Raw genomic sequence first — 18,487 nt, 5'->3', positions numbered from 1 at the left:
ACCGATGACCGCGCCGCTCAGCGCAGTTGCGTGTCCTTGTAGTAGCCGCTGTCGACCAGCACCGGCTTCACGTTGGCCGCGTCGACCGAGACCGGCTTGAGCAGCACGCTGGGCACGACCTTCACGCCGTTGTTGTAGGTCTTGGTGTCGTTGACCGCGGCGGGCGTCTTGCCGGCCAGCATCTCGTCGCTGACGGTCGCCGCCGCCTGCGCCAGCTGGCGTGTGTCCTTGAACACGGTGCTGGCCTGCTCGTGCTTGAGGATGGACTTGACCGACGGCAGCTCCGCGTCCTGGCCCGAGACGATGGGGCACGGCTGCTTGGCGGTGCAGTAGCCGGCGCCCTTCAGCGAGGACAGGATGCCGATGCTGATGCCGTCATACGGCGACAGCACGGCATGCAGCTTGTCCTTGCCATAGAAGGCCGACAGCAGGTTGTCCATGCGGGCCTGCGCAGTGGCGGCATCCCAGCGCAGCGTGCCGACCTTGGCCATGCCCAGCTGCTTGCTGCGCACGACCAGCTTGCCGCTGTCGATGTAGGGCTTGAGCACCGACATCGCGCCGTCGTAGAAGAAGGCCGCGTTGTTGTCGTCGGGGGAGCCGCCGAAGAGCTCGATGTTGAACGGGCCCTTGCCCTGCGCCAGGCCCAGCTTGTCGATCAGGCTCTGGCCCTGCATCACGCCGACCTGGAAGTTGTCGAAGGTGACGTAGTAGTCGACGTTCTTCGTGCCCTTGATGAGCCGGTCGTAGGCGACGACCTTGATGCCGCGATCGGCGGCCTTCTGCAGCACCGGCGACAGCGCCGAGCCGTCGATCGGCGCGATCACCAGCACCTTCACCTTGCGGGTGATGAGGTTCTCGATCTGGGCGAGCTGGTTGGGGATGTCGTCCTCGGCGTACTGCAGGTCGGTCTTGTAGCCCTTGGCCTGGAAGGCCTTGACCATGTTGTCGCCATCGGCGATCCAGCGGGCCGAACTCTTGGTCGGCATCGCGATGCCGACCAGGCCCTTGTCCTCGGCGCGAGCGCCGCCGGCCAGCAGGCCCAGCGTCGCACCGCCGACGATCAGCACCGCGCGAACGAGCGCGGCGCGTCGGCTCCAACCTGTATGAAACATTTTTGTCTCCTGAATGTTTTATGAACGCCGGTTTTTACTGCCGCGCGCCGGCTTTGTCGATCCCAGTTTGGATATCGAGCGGGGCGCGCCGGTTATCGGTGCCCCGCGATGGCCGCTTGTGTGCGGCAGCGCACAGCGGTCGCGCGTGCGCTTGGCGCCGGGTGATGCGGGTGCATGCCGCACGCGCGCTGGGACGATGGGCTCTACAGCCGAGCCGCCTCACGGCGGCATCACGGCGGCCTCACCCCGGCATCAAGCCAGCCTCACGCCGGAGCGTGGCAGACCATCTCGATGTTGTGCCCGTCCGGATCGATGACGAAGGCCGCGTAGTAGTTCGGGTGGTACTTCGGACGCAACCCCGGCGGTCCGTTGTCGCGGCCACCGGCGGCCAGGGCGGCGCGATGGAAGGCATCGACCTGCTCGCGCCGCGGCGCCACGAATGCGATGTGCAGGTGGGCCGGCGTCTCGGTGGTTTCGAACAGGCACAGCGAGGACTCGCCGCCGGCGCTCAGTTCCGCGCCGTAGGAAGGCTCGCCCTCCCCGACCACCGACACGCCGATCGGCGCCAGCGCCTGCAGGTAGAAGGCCTTGCTGGCGGCGTAGTCGCGGACACCGAACTTGACGTGGTCGAACATGAAAGCTCCTGTGCTGGGAGTGACGCGACGAGGCGGGGAAGCGATGGCGCCGACCCGGCGCTCAGCCCCAGTGCTCCGCGTCCGGTGGCGGCACGACCCAGGCGTGCATGCGGTCCTCGTAGACCGACACGGTGGGCGCGGGGAAGGTCGGATCGGCAAAGGCGCCGACGGGAATCGCGATGAAGTCCGGCAGCGCCTCGGGCTCGTAGAAGACCGTCGAGCCGCAGTCCGGACAGAAGTGGAAGCGGGCCCGCGTGCCCTCGTCGCCGACGCGCACGTATTCGGTCGAGCGGCCGGCCACCGTCACCTCCTCGCGGCGGAAGCGCGCCTGCTGGCCGAAGACGCTGCCGGTGCGGCGCTGGCAAGCCAGGCAGTGGCAGATGGACACCCGCACCGGCTGGCCCGTGACGCGCGCGCTGAGCTGGCCGCAACAGCAGGCCGCGAGGCGCTCGGGCCCGCGATCGGAAGGGGATGAGGTCATGGGGCTCGACGATAACGGCCTGCCGCCGCAATGCAAGACGCGCCCCGATCTCCCGACACGCGGCGCGTCCATTCAGCTCGACGTCGAGGCCGAAGGCCAGGCGCCAAGGCCCCGGCCTCCGGCTCGGTCCGGGCTCAGCGCGACAGCTCGACGCGCTGCGCGTTCAGGCCGTCCGACACGATGAACTCGAAGCGGCCGCCGGTCGGCAGCTCCTGCGTGTCCAGCACCACCTCGCCGCCCTGCAGGTCCTGCGCCAGGTTCAGGCGGCGGGTGCCGTCCGTCCAGGTCACGCTCAGGAAGGGCGTCGCCTCGGCATCCCAGCGCAGCGTGGCCTTGCCGCCAGCTTCCTTGACCTGCACCTGCGCGCGGCTGCTGCCGGTGGCCAGCGCCTTCTGGCGCGCGTTGCTCACCCGGGCCTGCGCCTGCGCCAGCGTCGCGCCGTCGCTCAGCACGCTGATGCTGGCGATGTTGTCGACCTTGGGCACCAGCACGCTGAAGTGCAGCAGCTCGCCGTCATGGTCCACCGACTGCGGCGTGAAGCGCTGCTCGACGATCTGGCCGCCGGCCGTCTGCAAGCGCAGCAGGTAGGCGCCGCCGCTCGCGTCGGGCCTGGCCACCAGCGTCTTGACCGGGTTGATCTCGACCTGCTTGCCCCGGATGCTGCCGCTGACCAGCAGCACGTCCTGCGTCGCCACCGGGCGCTCGCCGTCGGCGCCCGCGGCCGTGCCCTTGACCTGCGCAGCGGCCGTGTCGGCCGGCGTCAGGAAGGTCTGCATGCGGCGGTAGTTGTAGTCCGAGAACACCGTGCCGCCGCAGTAGCTCATGATGTCGTGGCGGTCGGTCGGGCGCGGGTCGTAGAACGCGTTCACGTCCGACAGGTAGCTCCAGACGTAGCGGCCCGGCTTGCCCAGGTTGGCGTCCGGATACGGATAGTTGGGGTCCGGCGAACCCGCGCCGCCGCAGGCCGCGTGCGGCAGCGAGAAGTTGTGGCCCAGCTCGTGCGCCACCACGTCGCGCACGGTGTCCGGTGCGCTCGGCATGTCGAAGCCGACGGCCGAGCTGCCGGGCATGTAGCCCAGGCCCGCCAGGCCCCAGGTGCGCTTGGGGATGAAGCCGAAGTAGTAGTCCTGGCGCGCGGCGCCCTCGATGCGGTGCAGGTCGTTGAGCTCGCCCAGGATCTTGCCGAAGGCATCGCTCCAGCCCGAGTCCGTGGTCGGCAGCGTGGTCACCTTGGACGACACGAAGGTCGGATGCGAGCGCAGCGTCACCGACGACACCGGGAACAGCGCGCGCAGGTGCGCGGTCTGGTCGGCCGGCAGCTGGCCGGTGGTGCCGGCGATGCGCACCGGGATCGGGATGAAGCGCATCGGCGTGCCGCCGCCCACCCGCGGCGTGAAGCTCTGGGCCGCGGCGCCGGCCACGGTCACCGTGACCTTCAGGCCGCTCTTCACCAGCTCGGCCGGGACGGTGACGCTGTAGGCGTCGTCGAAGGACTGCGTCTCCGACACGGTCGTCGGCAGGCCGCGCCGCGGCGCTGCCAGCGGCAGGTCGCGGCTGCTGCCGTCGACGGTGTTGTCGACGCGCACGACGCCGGTTGGCGCGGTGGTGCCGGCCGGCGCGGTCACGTTGACCTTCAGCAGCGTGGGCTTGTTGGCGACCAGCACCAGCTGGCTGTCACCGCTGGCGTAGAGCATCGACTGCGCGAACTGCACCGAGGCCAGGGTCACCTTGGACGGCGCCGCGGGCGGCGTCACGCGCATCGAGGACACCGCGTCGTTCAGGCCCAGACCGACCAGGTTGGCGTTGTCCGCCGTCAGCGTGACGGTGGTGCCGCGCAGGTCCCTGTCGGCGAAGAGCTCGACCTTGTAGCCGGCCGGCACGCGGATCGACGAGATGCGGTCGTTCCAGGCCGCGCCGATCCAGCTGGTGCTGGTGCTGGTGCACAGGCTGGCGCCGGCATAGTTCACATGCTCGTAGAAGCACACTTGCGCGCCGGCGGCCGCCGCGGTGGCGCCGGAGGTGGCGCCGCCTCCGGGCAGACGCGCCTCCTGGACCGACGCGTCGTCGGAGGACCCGCCGCCGCAACCGGCGAGCACGCCGGCCAGCGCCAGCGACAAGGCCAGCGGATGCAGGCGGGGAGCGCCACCGGGGCGCGTCGAAGTGATCGTCATGGAATCCGTCCTCCGGGGATGTGGGGTGCCTCAACGGGCGGCGGATTATTCGAAGCGCCCCTCGCACGCCCTGCAACCGAAGGCGCCGATTCGTAAGCGGCAGCAAGCGGCGACCGGGCCGCGTGCTTTACAGGACAGACACGAAGGGCCGCGCGCCCGCAACGCCCGGTTGCATCGGATACGACGCGCGCGTCGCCGATTCAGGGGAGCGCGGCAGCGTCACCGGCTCACTCGGCGCTGAAGCCCTTGCCGGTGGCGGCCCAGTAGATGCCGCCGAACAGGTGGTGCTGGAACCGCTCGTCGCCGTAGGAGGCGGGCAGGTGGCCGAGGGCGGTGTAGAAGCTGCGCCCGCCGTCGACCTGCTGGTACCAGCTGATCGGGTGGCTGGCGCCCATGGGCGCGACCGGCTTGCCACCCCATTCGGTGGCGGGCTGGTAGGTCCGCTCGTCCACCGTCAGCAGCACCTTCAGGCCCTCCGACCGGGGCGGCCCGAACTGGTACCACTCCTCGGTGAAGAGGAAGCGCCGCGGGAAGCGGTCCATGCCGGGGAAGTTGCTGTCCTGCACCACCAGCGTCGCCGTCTGGTTGGCCGGATGCGCCTGGAACATCCGCCCCACCAGGCGCCCATACCAGGGCCAGCCATGTTCCGTGTCCGCGGCGCTGTGCACGCCCACGAAGCCGCCGCCGGCGCGGATGTAGCGCTCGAAGGCCGCCTGCTGCGCCGCGTCCAGGACGTCGCCGGTCGTGAGAAGGAAGACGACGGCCTGGTACTTCGCCAGCTCCTGGTCGTTCATCACCCGGTTTGCGTCCTCGGTCCAGAACACGCCGAAGTCGTGCAGCTGCCCGAGCCGCTGGATCGCCGCCACGCCGGCCGGGATGGACTCGTGATGCCAGCCCGCGGTCTTGCTGAAGACCAGGACCTTGAACTGCTCGGCCAGTGCCAGCGGCGTCACGGCCAGCAGGCCGAGCGCCATTGCGAAGAAGCGGAGACGCTGGCCCATGGAGCTTCCTGGTCGAGAGGACGAAGGCGCGATGATGCCAGGACCGCGCGCCCGGCGACCGCCGCGGGCGGCGCAGAATCCGCCGCATGAGCACCGACACCCTCCGCCCCCTCACCCTCATCACCGGCGCCAGCCGCGGCATCGGCGCCGCCACCGCCCGGCTGCTGGCCCGCCAGGGACACGACCTGGCGCTCAACTACCGGCACGACGCCGCCGCGGCCGAGGCGGTCGCGCAGGACGTCCGCCGCCTGGGCCGGCGCGCGCTGGTCGTGCAGGCGGACGTGGCCGATCCGGCGCAGGTCGAGGCGATGTTCCGGCAGGTCGACGAGGCGCTCGGCCGCGTCACCGGGCTGGTCAACAATGCCGGCATCGTGGCGCCCGCCACCTCGCTGGACGGCATCACGCCCGAGCGGCTGCGTCGCATGTTCGAGGTCAACGTCTTCAGCATCGTCTTCTGCACGCAGCAGGCGGCGCTGCGCATGAGCACCGCCCGCGGCGGCGCCGGCGGCGCGATCGTCAACCTGTCGTCGCGCGCGGCGCAGCGGGGCTCGGCGGATCTCTACAGCGACTACGCCGCCAGCAAGGGGGCGGTCGACACGCTGACGCTGAGCCTGGGCCAGGAGCTGATCGGCCAGGGCATCCGGGTGAACGGCGTCCGGCCCGGGATCATCGAGACCGAGATCCATGCCGACAGCCGGCCCGCCGCCGAGTTGCCGGCGCTGCTCGCGGCGGCCGCCGCCACCGTCCCGATCGGGCGGCTGGGCCGGGCGGAGGAGATCGCGGAGGCGATCGCCTGGCTGCTGTCCCCGGCGGCGAGCTACACGGTGGGCGCGACCCTGGACGTGGCGGGCGGCCGCTGACGCGGTCGTCCTGGAGCGCCAGCGCTGCTTCGACGGAACCGATGGGCGCCGGCTGCCGACGGTCTGTCCGGCGCCGATGCAGTTCGCGCCGTCGCGATGCGGCTTCGTCGCCCGTCGCTCGAAAGGCGCGGCGGCGATGACGACACTGACTCCATCGACACCGCACACCGCTTCAGGAGATCGACATGAGCACCACCCGCCGCCTCGCCCTCGCTTCCGCCACCCACACCACGGTCAAGGCCGTCGCCTTCGGCGCCGTCGCCGCCCTGACGCTGGCGCTGGGCATGGCCCACGCCCAGGGCCAGCGCGAGTTGCGCGCCTCGGTCATCACGCTCGATCCGGTGGTGATCTCGGTCAAGCGCGAGCAACTGCCCACCGTCGTCATCACCGGCCGCCGCGACGCGTCCGCCGACACGCAGGTCGCTTCGATCCAGTGAGCCCGCGGGGCCGCTGTGTCGGCGGCGCGATCCGCGCCCGGACGCCGTCGGATCGCTCCCTGCAGAACGCCCGGCATGCCGGGCGTTCTGTCGTTCCGGGCGGCCGATTTCCGGTCGTCCGCTCGTCCGCGGGTTTGCGCGTCCGATCAGGCGGTCACGCCGGGCCGGACGGCAGCGGGCAAGGTCCGGGATCGGACACCCCGCTCGCGGGCGTCCATCCGATGACGCCCTGGGCATTGCGGACCTTCACGGCGCTCGAGGAGCACGAGCTGCGCCCCAGCACGACCAGGTCGGCGCTGCGTTCCAGCGCGAGCGGCACCGGCCCGAACCGTCCCGCTACGACGTCGAGGGCGTCCGCTTCCGTCCGATAGATCGAGACGGCCTGCGTGGTCCAGGACGGATCGTCCGATGGCGCGGGCGACTGGCAGGCCGTGAGGCCGAGGGTGGCCAGGCCGGCCGCCGCCATCCGAAAACGCTGCATGTCGAGGTCTTTCATGTCCAGGCACCAGGGGTCGCGGGCAGCCGCCGTGGACAGCGCCGCCCGAGCGACGCGCATTCTCTCCTGCCGGCGTCCCGCCCTCACCGTGACCGACGGCCGGCCTCCCTGCCTTGCGGCATCATCGCGGGCCATCGGTCCAACCCTCTTCCGGAAGCCAGCATGAGCACAGCGCGCTTTTATCCCATCGGTACCCCCGGCGTCCCCTGGGGCGACGCGGAACGGACTGCCTGGCGCGAGCGCCAGGTCCGGCATCGCCGCCACGACCAGGACGTGGTCCCGCGCGTCGAGGCGCTCGCCGACGATTTCGAGATCGTCCGCTATGGCGAGCTCGCCTACGGCGACGACGGCTACCCCCTGCTGGCGCTCAAGAGCCGCGACTGGCGGCCGGAGCTGCCCGTCGCGCTGGTCACCGGCGGCGTTCATGGCTACGAAACCAGCGGCGTGCTGGGCGCGCTGGGTTTCGCCGAGGACCACGCGGCGCGCTACGCCGGCCGCGTCAACCTGCTGGTCGTGCCCTGCGTCAGCCCCTGGGCCTATGAGCGGATCTGCCGCTGGAACTACCACGCGGTCGATCCCAACCGCAACTTCGGCGCGCGCCGCGAGGCCGCGGAGTCGAGCGCGCTGATCGCGCTGGTCGAGCCCCTGGCGGGCCGGTTCCTGCTGCACATCGACCTGCACGAGACCACCGACACCGACGCCACCGAATTCCAGCCGGCGCTGGCGGCCCGCGACGGCAAGGAGCCCGACCGCGACGGCGTGCCGGACGGCTTCTACCTGGTCGGCGACAGCGAGACCACGCGGCTCGATTTCCAGCAGGCCGTGATCGAGGCCGTGCGGCGCGTGACCCACATCGCGCCGCCCGACGCGCAGGGCCGGATCATCGGCTTCCCGGTGATCGCGGACGGCGTGATCGAGTTCCCGGTGCGCCAGTCCGGCCTGTGCGCGAGCCTCACCGGCGCGCCCTTCACGACCACCACCGAGGTCTATCCCGACAGCCCGCGCACCACCCCGGACGAATGCGTCGCGGCGCAGGTGACGGCCGTGTGCGCGGCGCTGGATTTCGCGCTCGCGCACGCGCCTTGAAGCGAGGGGCGCCCCCGCTCGGTTCACAACACCGACCGCCGGCGCGAACAGCCGATATTGGCGGACGTGTGTGCCGATTCGCCGCGGCCTTCACTGACCGAAGAACACGCGCCGCACAAAGCGCGTCGCATCCTCGCGCGAGGCCTGGAAGGCCGCCTCGTTGCGGCCGACGTGCGCGCCGCGCGTCATGCACGCGTTGATGAACGCCGTCAGCTGGTCCGACGGGATCACCTGCCCGGTGCGCTCGGAGGTCACCACCCAGGTCGGGATGTCGGTGCGGATGACGCCGCAGGCGTAGCCGCTGGTCGCATCGGCCCGGTAGCGCACCGGCAGCAGGCTGTCCCACGCATGATGCGCATCGGCGTAGCGATGCGTCTCCACCGGCGTGCCCAGCGTGGCGTACTCGGCGGCCAGAGCCTCGCAGGGCTCCGGATGCGTGTAGTCGTCGGCGGCCCCGACGAGGTTGAGCAGCGGCGCGCGCGTCAGGTTCGGCGAGGTATAGATCTGCGAGCAGCCGGCATAGGTCGCGATGTGCAGCGCGAAGGCCTGGCCGGTCTTCACCACGGCCCGCAGAAACGGCAACTGGGCCGTCTGCAGCGCCACGGTGCCGCCGCGCGAGAAGCCCATGATGCCGATGCGCCTGGCGTCGATGCGGGGGTCGGCCGACAGCAACCGCAGCGCCTGGAAGGTGTCCATCACGTTGGCCGCGGCCGGCACGCTGGTCTGGTCCGCCGCGGTCGACGACACGCCTCGCGGCGCGAAGCTGTCGACGATGAAGGTCGCCACGCCGATGCCGTTGAAGGCCTGGACCCACTGCTGCAGACCCGGCCCCACGCCGTCGCTGCCGTGCGCGAGCACGATCGCGGGCACCGGTGCGGCAACACCGGCCGGCAGGCTCAGATCGCCCCATACCGGCGTCGGCACCCATTGCGCGCGGCGCTCGCGCGCGAGGTCGAAGAGCGACTTGGGCGTGAAGCTGTCGAACGCGATGCGGGTGCTGTCGTCGGCGCGCGCGGCCGTGACGGACAGGCCGAGCACGCACACGGAGACCAGGACTCGGAACAGTCGATGCATGAAGCCCTCGGGCAGTGAAGGAACGCGGCGGGGCGCCTGGCCGGCGCTCCTCGTGAGCGGGGCCGCCACACGGGACGTGAGCGGCCGCCGGAGGTTAACCGCGTGCCGCCGCGCGGCCGACTCTTCGGTTGTCCCACCCTTCGGGCACACGAGACCGCGCCACGGCGCTGCAGCCCTTCGAAGCAGCCGCTCTCCCTGCCCTTTCCCTCCTCGCGGGGGCGAGGGCGTTCATGCCGATACAGACATTCCCCGCCGAAGGCACCGACACTCGCCTCCCATGAACAAGTTGAACCGGCTCCTGCACGATGTCCTGCCCGCCTGGGCCGCCGAGTGGCTCGACCTCCTGGTCCCGCTGATCGAGGTCATCCTGATCGGTTTGGGCGCCTGGCTCGTGATGCGCATCGCGCGCCACCTCACCCGCAAGCTCACCAGCGCCTACGCCTTGCCCGTGACCGTCGCCACGGTCTTCCTGCGCTCGGTCGCGGTGCTGATCTATGGCGGCGCCGTGCTCTGGTCGCTGGAGCGGCTGGGCGTCTCCGGCGCCGTCCTCTGGACCGCCTTCACCGGCTTCGCGACCGTCGGCGCGGTCGCGTTCTTCGCCGCGTGGAGCGTGCTGTCCAACCTCTTCTGCGCGCTGCTGATCTACGTCACCCGCGCCTTCCGCATCGGCGACGTCGTGGAACTGCTGGAATCCGGCGACAAGCCCGGCGTGAAGGGCCGCGTGGTCGACATCAACCTGGTCTACACGACGCTGCTCGAAAGCGGCGACCCGGCCAGTGGCACCAGCCTGCAACTGCCCAACAGCCTGTTCTTCCAGCGCGCGCTGCGGCGCTGGCACGGCTCCGCGGCCGACGGCGCGATCCTGCCGGCGCAACAGATCAGGCTTGAATGACTTTCGGGTGTGAGCCCGGACATGGCTGGAAGTTCAGGGTTTCTTCAGGAAGGGCTGCGTAACCTGCCGCTCGTCGCGTCGCACTGGCGGCCCGGCCTGTCCGCTTGCCCGTCCAGTCCCCAAGGAGCCCCCATGGATCCCGACCCCAGTTGTCGACGCCACGCGGCACCCGCCGCCGCCCCTCGCCGATTCCCTTCGCCGCGAGCGACGACCGTCCGGATCCCTCCAGCCCACGCTTGAGGGGCGTCCTGCGGCCGTCGCCCGCAGGAGCCCCTCATGCTGCCTCTCCGCTTCTTCCGCATCACCGACCGCGGCGCGCCACGGTCGTTCACGACCCCGGCCTGCCTGCTCCTGCTCGCCAGCGCGCCGTTCTGGCTCGCCGGCTGTGACGAATCCCCGGCCCACGCCGCCTCCGCCCCGCCCGCCGCGACCGCCGCGACGGCGTCCCCGCACCGCGAGGGCGCGGACATCGTGGTGCCGGCGGACTCGCCGCTGCGCGAGCGCCTCGTGGTCGCCGCGGTGCGGAGCCAGGCCGTCGAGCAGCCCATCGCCGCGCCCGGCACGATCGAGGCGCTGCCCGACCACCTCGCCCGCATCGCGCCGCCGGTCACGGGTCGCGTGGTGGGACTGCACCGCGCGCTGGGCGATCCGGTGCGCGCCGGCGACGTGCTCTTCACGCTGGACTCCTCCGACCTGAGCGCGGCCCGTGGCGACGCGGCCAGGGCGCGCGACGCGGCCGCCCAGGCGGGCCGCGACCTCGACCGCCAGCAGCTGCTCTTCGACGCCGACATCGCCGCGCGCAAGGACCTGGAGGCCGCGCAGCTCGCCCGCGCGCAGGCGGCCAACGACCTGCGCACCGCGCAGGCCCGGCTCGCACAATTGGGAGCAAGCTCGGACGACAACGCCGGGCGCCGCCTGTCGGTCCGCGCGCCGCTGGCCGGCCGCGTCATCGAGATGAACGCCGCGCCGGGCAGCTACTGGAACGACGTCAATGCGCCGCTGATGACGATCGCGGACCTGAGCCGGGTCTCGGTGACCGCCGCCGTGCCGGAGAAGGACCTGGCCAGGATCTTCGTCGGGCAGTCGGCCCAGGTCGTGCTGAACGCCTATCCCGACGATCCACGCGCCGGCACGGTGCGCTACATCGGCGAGGTGCTGGATCCCGACACCCGCACCGTCAAGGTCCGCCTGATCCTGGACAACGCCGACGGCCGCCTGCGGCCCGGCATGTTCGTGAAGCTGCGCTTCGCCGGCCCTTCGCATCCGGCGCCGGTGGTGCCCGCCTCGGCGCTGCTGCAGGAGGGCCTGTTCACCCGCGTCTTCGTCGAACGCGCGCCGGGTCGATATGTCGCCCGCGAGGTGAGCGTCGGCGCCGCGCTGGGCGACCAGGTGGAGATCGTCTCGGGCCTGCGGCCCGGCGAGCGCGTGGTCGTGCGCGATGGAGTGCTCCTCCATGATTGAGCGCCTCGTCACCCTGTGCTTCGACCGCCGCGGCATCGTCTGGCTGGTCTTCGCCTTCGCCGCGCTCTACGGCGTCCACAGCTTCCGGCAGTTGCCCATCGAGGCCTATCCGGACATCGCCGACGTGACCTCGCAGATCGTCACCCAGGTCAACGGCCTGGCCGCCGAGGAGGTCGAGCAGCAGATCACCATCCCGATCGAGCGCGCCCTGCTCGGCACGCCCGGCATGCAGGTGCTGCGCACGCGCAGCCTGTTCGGCCTGTCGCTGGTGACCGTGGTGTTCCAGGACGGCGTCGAGGGCTACTGGTCGCGCGAGCGGCTGCAGGAGCGCCTGGCCGAGCTCTCGCTGCCCTATGGCGCGCGGCCGGGGCTGGACCCCTACACCTCGCCCACCGGCGAGATCTACCGCTACACGCTGGAGAGCCCCACGCGCAGCCTGCGCGAACTCTCCGAGCTGCAGGCCTGGACCGTCATCCCGCGGCTGAAGAAGGTGGCGGGCGTCGTGGACGTCACCAACTTCGGCGGGCTGACCACGCAGTTCATGCTCTCGCTCGATCCCGCGCGGCTGACGCAGTACGGCCTGACGCTGAGCCAGGTCGTGGACGCGCTGAACGCCAACAACAGCAGCGGCGGCGGCAGCGTGATCGACCGCGGCGAGCAGTCCTACGTCGTGCGCGGCGTCGGCCTGCTGCGCTCGCTGCAGGACATGGGCCACGTGGTGGTGAAGACCGCCGCCGGCGTGCCGGTGCTGGTCCAGGACCTGGGCGAGCTGCGCCTGGGCGAGGTCGAGCGCCGCGGCATCCTGGGCAAGGACACCGACGGCGACACGATCGAGGGCATCGTGCTGCTCCTCAAGGACACCAACCCGTCGCGCACGCTCGATGGCCTGCATGCGGCCGTCGACGAGCTCAACACCGCGCTGCTGCCGGGCGACGTCAAGGTCGTGCCCTACCTCGACCGCGCCACGCTGATCGAGGCGACGGCCCACACCGTCGGCCACACCCTGGTGGAAGGCATGGTCGTCGTCACGCTGGTGCTGCTGCTCTTCCTCGGCAGTCCACGCGCGGCGCTGGTCGTGGCCGTCACCATCCCGCTGGCACTGCTGGCGGCCTTCATCTTCATGCACCACGCCCATGTGCCGGCCAACCTGCTGTCGCTGGGCGCGATCGACTTCGGCATCCTCGTGGACGGCGCCGTCGTGGTCGTCGAGCACCTGCTGCGCCGGCGCGAGCAGGCGGCCGACCGGCCGCTGACCCCGCGCGACGCGATCGTCGCGACGCTGCAGGTGGCGCGGCCGATCTTCTTCGGCATGGCGGTGATTGCCGCGGCCTACCTGCCGCTGTTCGCGTTCGAGCGCATCGAATACAAGCTCTTCAGCCCGATGGCCTACGCGGTCGGCGCGGCGCTGGTGGGCGCGCTGCTGGTGGCGCTGACGCTCACGCCGGCGCTGGCCTGGCTGGCCTTCCGGCGACCGCGCCCGCCCTTCCGCAACCGGCCGCTGGAGGCGCTGCAGGCGCGGTATGCCGCCTTCCTCGCGCGCGCCGTCGGACGCGGCCGCTGGCTGGCGGCGGCCCTGGCCGCGTCGGCGCTGGCCCTGGCCGCGCTGGCCGGCACGATCGGGCGGGACTTCCTGCCCTACCTCGACGAGGGCTCGATCTGGCTGCAGGTCCAGATGCCGCCCGGCGTCACGCTGGAGAAGGCCGCCGGCATGGCCGATGCGCTGCGCCGCGCGACGCTGGAGTTCCCCGAGGTCGCCCACGTGGTCACGCAGACCGGCCGCAACGACGACGGTACCGACTACTGGACGCCCTCCCACATCGAGGCCAGCATCAGCCTCACGCCCTACGAGCGCTGGACCGCGCCGGGCGGCAAGCAGGGCCTGATCCGGCGCCTGGCCGAGCGTTATGCCCGCATGCCGGGCTACAGCGTGTCCTTCATGCAGCCGATGATCGACGGCGTGCAGGACAAGCTGTCGGGCGCGCACAGCGATCTGGTGGTCAAGGTCTTCGGCGACGACCTCGACGAAGGGCGCCGCATCGCGGCCCAGGTGGCCGAGGTGCTGCGGACGGTGCCAGGCGCCGCCGACGTGGCGGTGGACGTCGAGCCGCCGCTGCCCAACCTGCGCATCGACCTGGACCGCGCCGCCGCGGCGCGACTGGGGATCAACGCCGCCGATGTCGCCACGCTGGTGTCCACCGGCATCGGCGGCGCAGCCATCGGGCAGGTCTACGTCGGCGAGAAGAGCTACGACATGACGGTCCGCTTCACGCCCGAGTCGCGCGTCAGCCCGCAGGCGATCGGCGACCTGCGCCTGACCGGGGCCAATGGCGCGCAGGTGCCGCTGTCGGACGTCGCGCGCATCCGCACCACGGTGGGCGAGAGCGTCATCGTGCGCGAGATGGGCCAGCGCCATCTCATCGTGCGGCTCAACACGCGGGGCCGCGACCTGTCGAGCTTCCTCGCCGAGGCCCAGCCGGCGCTCGAGCGGCAGGTCCGTTTCGACCGCCAGCGCTGGCGCCTCGAGTGGGGCGGGCAGTTCGAGAACCTGCAGCGCGCGCAGCAGCGCCTGGCGGTGATCCTGCCGCTGACGCTGGGGGTGATGCTGCTGTTGCTGTTCGGCGAGTTCCGCAACCTGCGCCAGCCGCTGCTGGTGCTGGGGGTGGTGCCGCTGGCGATGATCGGCGGCTTCGCGGCGCTGCACCTGCGCGGCATGACGCTGAACGTCTCCAGCGCCGTGGGCTTCATCGCGCTGTTCGGCGTGGCCGTGCTCGGCGGCGTGCTGATGGTGGCGCAGATCAACCGGCTGCGGCGCGACGACGGCCGGCCGCTGCGCGAGGCGGTGCTCGAAGGCGCCGCCGGCCGCATGCGCCCGGTGCTGATGACGGCGGCGGTCGCGGCCTTCGGCTTGACGCCGGCGATGCTGGCCACGGGCCTGGGCAGCGACGTCCAAAGGCCGCTGGCCACGGTCGTCGTCGGCGGGCTGGTGACGGCGACGCTGCTCACGCTGCTGCTCCTGCCCGCCCTCTACCACGCGATCGAAGCGCGCGTGGAGCGCGCCGCCCGGCGTGCCGCGCAGGCGCCGCTCGACCACGACCACGACCACGACCCAGCATCGGAACCCCTGGCATGAAGCGCCTCATCTTTATCTCCCCTCGCCGCGAAGGCGCCGGCAGCACCGCCGAGACCACGGGTCAACGCCGGCGTCCGACCAGCCGCCGTGACACCCTGGTCCTGGCTGCCGCGCTCATGACCGGCTTCCCGATGACGTATGCGTCAACGCCGGACGCCGACACCAACGCCACCGGCGTGCCCTTCGCCGCCTACCTGGAGGCCGTGGAGCGCTTCAGCAATACGATCGCCGCGCAGCGCGAGGCGGTGGCGGCCGCTCGCGCGGGCGTGCCGCTGGCGGGACTGCGGCCCGATCCGTCGCTGTCGCTCGGTGTCGGGCCGGCGGAACTCGGCCGGGAGGTGCGACCCAAGCCGCGTCTGGCGCAGAGCATCGGGCTGAGCTACACGATCGAGACCGGCGACAAGCGCGAGCGCCGCGTCGCGGCCGCGCGCAGCCAGGTGAGCGCCGACGAGGCCGCGCTGGCCGGCGCCGGTCGCCAGGCCGCCGCCGACGCGGCCGCCGCCTTCATCGAGGCCTGCCGCACGCGCGAGGCGCTGCAGCGGCAGGAGGTCTCGCTGGCCGCGCTGGGCGACATCGTCCGGATGAACGAGCGACGCCATGGCGCCGGCGATCTCGGCGGCCTGGAGCTGCTGCAATCGCGCAACGAGCGCGATCAGTTCCTCGCCACCGTCGTGCGCGCGAGGGCCGAGGCCCGGACCGCGATGGAAGGGCTGGCCGCGCCGCTGGGGCGCCGCTGGCGGGAGGCCTTCGGCGACGCATCGCCGCTGTGCACCTTCCGGGACGGACAGGCGCCCGAGGGACTCGACGGCGTCGAGGGCATCGAGGGCACCGGCGGCTCGGTCGGCATTCAGGAGAGCCATGAGGACGAGGCGCTCGATGCCCTCGTGGCGCGAGCGCTCGATCAGCGCGACGACGTGCGCATCGCCCGCGCGGCGGTGGACAGCGCCCGTGCCGCCGCGGACCTGGTCCGCGCCAACCGCTGGGTCGATCCGAGCGTCAGCCTCAGCTACGGCTACACGCCACAGGGACGCCGCGGCCAGGCGGCGGACGGCTCGGCGGTCGATCCCTCGCCGCGGTCCAACACCGTGTCGGTCTCGGTCTCGGTGCCGATCCCGCTGTCGCGGTTGGACCGCGGCGACCTGGTGCAGGCCGAGTCGGCCGTCACCCAGGCCCTGCTCGCGCTGCGCCAGACCGAGCTCCAGGCGCAGGCCGACGTCCGCGCGACCCACGCCCAGTACCGCGCCGCGCTCGAGAACCTGACCCGCTACCGCGACGCGACCCTGGGCGACGCGCGGCGCGTGGTGGAAGGCTTGCGCCTCTCGTACCGGCACGGCGCTGCCTCGCTGCTGGAGCTGCTGTCGGCCCAGCGCGCGGCGGACGACACCGAGCTCGCCTACCTGCAGGCGCGCAGCGAGCTCGCCGCCGCCACCGTGCGGCTGCAGCTCAGCCTCGGCCGCGCGCCGGCGCCTTGAGCCAGCGGGGAAGCCGACGGGGGAATCGCGCCGGCATGCGAGACTGCCGCCCATTCGGAGAGAGGCGATGAGGATTCTTCTGGTCGAGGATGACCGCAAGGCCGCGGGGCTGCTGGTGCGCGGCCTGCGCGAGGAGGGTTTCGTGGTGGACCACGCGGCCAGCCTGGCCGAGGCCGACGAGGCTGCCTTCGTGACCACCCACGACCTGATCGTGCTGGACGGCATGCTGCCCGACGGCGACGGCGTCACCCTGTGCCGCACGCTGCGCGCGCGCGGCCAACAGGTGCCGGTGCTGATGCTCACCGCCCGCGACGCGCTGTCCGATCGCGTCGACGGCCTGAACGCCGGCGCCGACGACTACCTGACCAAGCCCTTCGAGTTCGAGGAACTGCTGGCGCGGCTGCGCGCGCTGCTGCGGCGCTCGGACATGACGCGGCCGCCGGTGCTGGTCGCGGACGACCTGCGCCTGGACCCAGCCTCGCTGCAGGTCACGCGCGCGGGGCGGCCCGTCGAGCTGACGCCCAAGGAATTCGCCCTGCTGCAGGCGCTGATGCGGCAGCCCGGCGCCGTGGTTCCGCGCCAGCGCCTGGCCGAGCAGATCTGGCACGGCGACCCGCTGGCGATCGACAACCTGATCGACGCCCACATGAGCAAGCTGCGGCGCAAGATCGACGCGGCCGGCGCCCGGCCGCTGATCGAGACGGTGCGTGGTCGCGGCTTCCGGCTGCGGGGGCCGGACGATGCTTAGCTTCCGCCGCCGGCTGGCGCTGCTGCACGTGGTCGTGGTCACCACGGTGCTGGCGGTGGCGGCGACGCTCACCTACCTGAGCCTGGTCACCGCCCTGCGCGCCCAGCTGGACGGCGCGCTGCTGGCCCTGGCGGAGCAGGAAGCCAGCATCCTCGCCGCCAGCCCCGGCCTGCCGGTCGCCGTGCACGAGCCCGGCACCACCGCCGCGCCGCCGCCCTATGCGCGGCTGGACCGGCTGGTGCAGATCATCGGCCCGCGCGGCGAGGTGCTCGCGCGCAGCGCCAACCTCGGCGCCGCGTCGCTGCCGAACGAGGCCGCGCTGCTGGCGCGCCTGGCCCGCGGCGAGACCGTCTTCGAGCACCTGGCCTTCGGCGACGAGCCGACACGCCGCGTGTCGGTGCCGGTGCATGGCGGCCGCGCGCTGGCGGTGCAGGTGGCCGGCTCGCTCGACGACGTCGACCACGCCGTCGCCTCGGCGGGCTGGGTGTTCCTCGTCATGAGCCTGGTGCTCGTGGTGGTGCTCACCACCGCGGGCGCGCAGCTGACCGGGCGCGTCTTCGGCGCGGTCGACGACATCGTCCGGCAGGCGCGGCGCATCGGCGGCCGCACCCTCGCCGAGCGGCTGCCGCATCCCGGCACGCGCGACGAGATCGGCCGGCTGATCGACACGCTCAACGACATGCTGGCCCGGCTCGAGCACGCCTTCGAGGCGCAGCGCCGCTTCACCGCCGACGCGTCGCATGAGCTGCGCTCGCCGCTCTCCCGGCTGCGCACGGAGCTCGAGATCACCCTGCGCCGGCCGCGCGGCGCCGACGAGTATGTCCAGGCGCTGCGCTCGGGGCTGGAGGACGTCGCGCGGCTGACGGCGCTGGTGGAGGAACTGCTGACGCTGGCGCGGCTGGATGCCGGGCAGGACACGGCGCCGGTCGCGCCGGTGGCCATCGGCCCGATCCTCGAGGCCGTCGTGCGGCGCGCCCGGCCCGCGGCCCAGGCACGCGGCATGACGCTGAGCCTGGCGGGCACGGACGACTCCGGTGCGGATGCGCTGGAGGCAAACGCGGCGGCCCGGGTGCCGCGCGAACTGCTGATGCTGGTCGCGACCAACCTGGTGGAGAACGCGGTCAAGTACGGCACCGCCGGCGGCTCGGTGCTGGTTTCGGTGGTCGCGCGACCGGACGGGACGGAACTGGTCGTCGAGGACGATGGCCCGGGCCTTCCCGCGGAGGAACGCGAGCGCGTGTTCGAGCGCTTCTACCGGGGCGCCGCGGCGCGCGCGGCGGACATCGAAGGCACCGGCCTGGGGCTGGCGCTGTGTGACCTCATCGTGCGCGCCGCCGGCGGTCGCATCGAGGTGGGCGTCTCGCGCTGGGGCGGCGCGCGGTTCTCGGTGCATCTGCCGGCCGGCGACGCCTGAGCGCCGCCGCCCGCTCA

At 72.2% G+C, this 18,487-nt stretch carries 16 protein-coding genes; 9 read left to right on the top strand and 7 right to left on the bottom strand.

Translation table 11 applies throughout. The annotated features are described in order from the left end of the window. Positions 1–17: 17 nt before the first annotated feature. From chvE to FHT38_RS03630, 5 genes are all read right to left on the bottom strand, one after another. Positions 18–1,112 (bottom strand): multiple monosaccharide ABC transporter substrate-binding protein, encoded by a 1,095-nt coding sequence (chvE, locus tag FHT38_RS03650; RefSeq protein ID WP_183489994.1) that lies wholly within the window; start codon positions 1,110–1,112, stop codon positions 18–20. Between the two features lie 263 nt (positions 1,113–1,375). Continuing rightward, positions 1,376–1,747, bottom strand: coding sequence for a VOC family protein (locus tag FHT38_RS03645; protein ID WP_091722007.1), 372 nt, complete (start codon positions 1,745–1,747; stop codon positions 1,376–1,378). A 61-nt stretch (positions 1,748–1,808) separates the two neighbouring features. Further along, complete coding sequence (locus FHT38_RS03640) at positions 1,809–2,228, bottom strand: GFA family protein (protein ID WP_183489991.1); 420 nt, start codon at positions 2,226–2,228, stop codon at positions 1,809–1,811. A gap of 134 nt (positions 2,229–2,362) precedes the next feature. Continuing rightward, positions 2,363–4,399: a peptidase inhibitor family I36 protein gene (locus tag FHT38_RS03635; protein WP_183489988.1), complete on the bottom strand. Its 2,037-nt coding sequence runs from the start codon at positions 4,397–4,399 to the stop codon at positions 2,363–2,365. A gap of 227 nt (positions 4,400–4,626) precedes the next feature. Continuing rightward, entirely contained in the window at positions 4,627–5,400 is a 774-nt protein-coding gene (locus tag FHT38_RS03630) for a ThuA domain-containing protein (RefSeq protein WP_183489985.1), read from the bottom strand. Positions 5,401–5,486: 86 nt separating this feature from the next. Between FHT38_RS03630 and FHT38_RS03625 the strand changes: the two genes are divergently transcribed. Together FHT38_RS03625 and FHT38_RS03620 are read left to right on the top strand one after the other, a co-directional pair. Continuing rightward, positions 5,487–6,260 (top strand): SDR family oxidoreductase, encoded by a 774-nt coding sequence (locus FHT38_RS03625; protein WP_183489982.1) that lies wholly within the window; start codon positions 5,487–5,489, stop codon positions 6,258–6,260. Between the two features lie 185 nt (positions 6,261–6,445). Beyond that, a complete protein-coding gene (locus FHT38_RS03620) occupies positions 6,446–6,697 on the top strand; it encodes a hypothetical protein (RefSeq protein WP_183485587.1) in 252 nt (83 codons plus the stop codon). 154 nt (positions 6,698–6,851) lie between these two features. Here FHT38_RS03620 and FHT38_RS03615 read toward each other — a convergent pair whose 3' ends face one another. Beyond that, positions 6,852–7,193 (bottom strand): hypothetical protein, encoded by a 342-nt coding sequence (locus tag FHT38_RS03615; RefSeq protein WP_183489979.1) that lies wholly within the window; start codon positions 7,191–7,193, stop codon positions 6,852–6,854. A 162-nt stretch (positions 7,194–7,355) separates the two neighbouring features. Between FHT38_RS03615 and FHT38_RS03610 the strand changes: the two genes are divergently transcribed. Continuing rightward, positions 7,356–8,279 carry a M14 family metallocarboxypeptidase gene (locus FHT38_RS03610; RefSeq protein ID WP_183489976.1) on the top strand — a complete coding sequence of 308 codons (924 nt, stop codon included), beginning with the start codon at positions 7,356–7,358 and terminating at the stop codon, positions 8,277–8,279. A gap of 90 nt (positions 8,280–8,369) precedes the next feature. On the opposite strand, the gene FHT38_RS03605 is transcribed toward FHT38_RS03610, so the two are convergent. After that, the gene (locus FHT38_RS03605) at positions 8,370–9,353 is read right to left on the bottom strand and encodes a dienelactone hydrolase family protein (RefSeq protein ID WP_183489973.1); all 984 of its coding nucleotides are present in this window, start codon (positions 9,351–9,353) and stop codon (positions 8,370–8,372) included. Positions 9,354–9,630: 277 nt separating this feature from the next. Here FHT38_RS03605 and FHT38_RS03600 point away from each other — a divergent pair, with 277 nt between their 5' ends. From FHT38_RS03600 to FHT38_RS03575, 6 genes are all read left to right on the top strand, one after another. Continuing rightward, a complete protein-coding gene (locus tag FHT38_RS03600; RefSeq protein ID WP_183485578.1) occupies positions 9,631–10,245 on the top strand; it encodes a mechanosensitive ion channel family protein in 615 nt (204 codons plus the stop codon). Between the two features lie 276 nt (positions 10,246–10,521). Beyond that, positions 10,522–11,706 (top strand): efflux RND transporter periplasmic adaptor subunit, encoded by a 1,185-nt coding sequence (locus FHT38_RS03595; RefSeq protein WP_183489970.1) that lies wholly within the window; start codon positions 10,522–10,524, stop codon positions 11,704–11,706. Beyond that, positions 11,699–14,836, top strand: a complete 3,138-nt coding sequence (locus tag FHT38_RS03590; RefSeq protein WP_183489967.1) for an efflux RND transporter permease subunit — start codon at positions 11,699–11,701, stop codon at positions 14,834–14,836. The genes FHT38_RS03595 and FHT38_RS03590 overlap by 8 nt, the downstream gene beginning before the upstream one ends. Further along, entirely contained in the window at positions 14,833–16,308 is a 1,476-nt protein-coding gene (locus FHT38_RS03585; protein ID WP_183489964.1) for a TolC family protein, read from the top strand. Before FHT38_RS03590 ends, FHT38_RS03585 begins: the two co-directional genes overlap by 4 nt. Positions 16,309–16,375: 67 nt before the next feature. Next, a complete protein-coding gene (locus FHT38_RS03580) occupies positions 16,376–17,056 on the top strand; it encodes a response regulator transcription factor (protein WP_091721960.1) in 681 nt (226 codons plus the stop codon). Then, on the top strand, positions 17,049–18,470 hold the full coding sequence (locus FHT38_RS03575; RefSeq protein ID WP_183489960.1) for a cell wall metabolism sensor histidine kinase WalK: 1,422 nt from the start codon (positions 17,049–17,051) through the stop codon (positions 18,468–18,470). Before FHT38_RS03580 ends, FHT38_RS03575 begins: the two co-directional genes overlap by 8 nt. The last annotated feature ends 17 nt before the right edge of the window (positions 18,471–18,487 follow it).

Origin of the sequence: Mitsuaria sp. BK041 (assembly GCF_014193085.1) — a bacterium.
In the GTDB taxonomy this organism is placed as follows: domain Bacteria; phylum Pseudomonadota; class Gammaproteobacteria; order Burkholderiales; family Burkholderiaceae_C; genus Roseateles.
The sequence above is the reverse complement of the archived record's forward strand: the minus strand, read 5'-3'. Positions and strand labels throughout refer to the sequence as shown.

Coding starts and splice junctions, on each gene's coding strand:
- chvE (WP_183489994.1), bottom strand. CDS start 1,112: ATGTTTCATACAGGTTGGAGCCGACGCGCCGCGCTCGTTCGCGCGGTG.
- FHT38_RS03645 (WP_091722007.1), bottom strand. CDS start 1,747: ATGTTCGACCACGTCAAGTTCGGTGTCCGCGACTACGCCGCCAGCAAG.
- FHT38_RS03640 (WP_183489991.1), bottom strand. CDS start 2,228: ATGACCTCATCCCCTTCCGATCGCGGGCCCGAGCGCCTCGCGGCCTGC.
- FHT38_RS03635 (WP_183489988.1), bottom strand. CDS start 4,399: ATGACGATCACTTCGACGCGCCCCGGTGGCGCTCCCCGCCTGCATCCG.
- FHT38_RS03630 (WP_183489985.1), bottom strand. CDS start 5,400: ATGGGCCAGCGTCTCCGCTTCTTCGCAATGGCGCTCGGCCTGCTGGCC.
- FHT38_RS03625 (WP_183489982.1), top strand. CDS start 5,487: ATGAGCACCGACACCCTCCGCCCCCTCACCCTCATCACCGGCGCCAGC.
- FHT38_RS03620 (WP_183485587.1), top strand. CDS start 6,446: ATGAGCACCACCCGCCGCCTCGCCCTCGCTTCCGCCACCCACACCACG.
- FHT38_RS03615 (WP_183489979.1), bottom strand. CDS start 7,193: ATGAAAGACCTCGACATGCAGCGTTTTCGGATGGCGGCGGCCGGCCTG.
- FHT38_RS03610 (WP_183489976.1), top strand. CDS start 7,356: ATGAGCACAGCGCGCTTTTATCCCATCGGTACCCCCGGCGTCCCCTGG.
- FHT38_RS03605 (WP_183489973.1), bottom strand. CDS start 9,353: ATGCATCGACTGTTCCGAGTCCTGGTCTCCGTGTGCGTGCTCGGCCTG.
- FHT38_RS03600 (WP_183485578.1), top strand. CDS start 9,631: ATGAACAAGTTGAACCGGCTCCTGCACGATGTCCTGCCCGCCTGGGCC.
- FHT38_RS03595 (WP_183489970.1), top strand. CDS start 10,522: ATGCTGCCTCTCCGCTTCTTCCGCATCACCGACCGCGGCGCGCCACGG.
- FHT38_RS03590 (WP_183489967.1), top strand. CDS start 11,699: ATGATTGAGCGCCTCGTCACCCTGTGCTTCGACCGCCGCGGCATCGTC.
- FHT38_RS03585 (WP_183489964.1), top strand. CDS start 14,833: ATGAAGCGCCTCATCTTTATCTCCCCTCGCCGCGAAGGCGCCGGCAGC.
- FHT38_RS03580 (WP_091721960.1), top strand. CDS start 16,376: ATGAGGATTCTTCTGGTCGAGGATGACCGCAAGGCCGCGGGGCTGCTG.
- FHT38_RS03575 (WP_183489960.1), top strand. CDS start 17,049: ATGCTTAGCTTCCGCCGCCGGCTGGCGCTGCTGCACGTGGTCGTGGTC.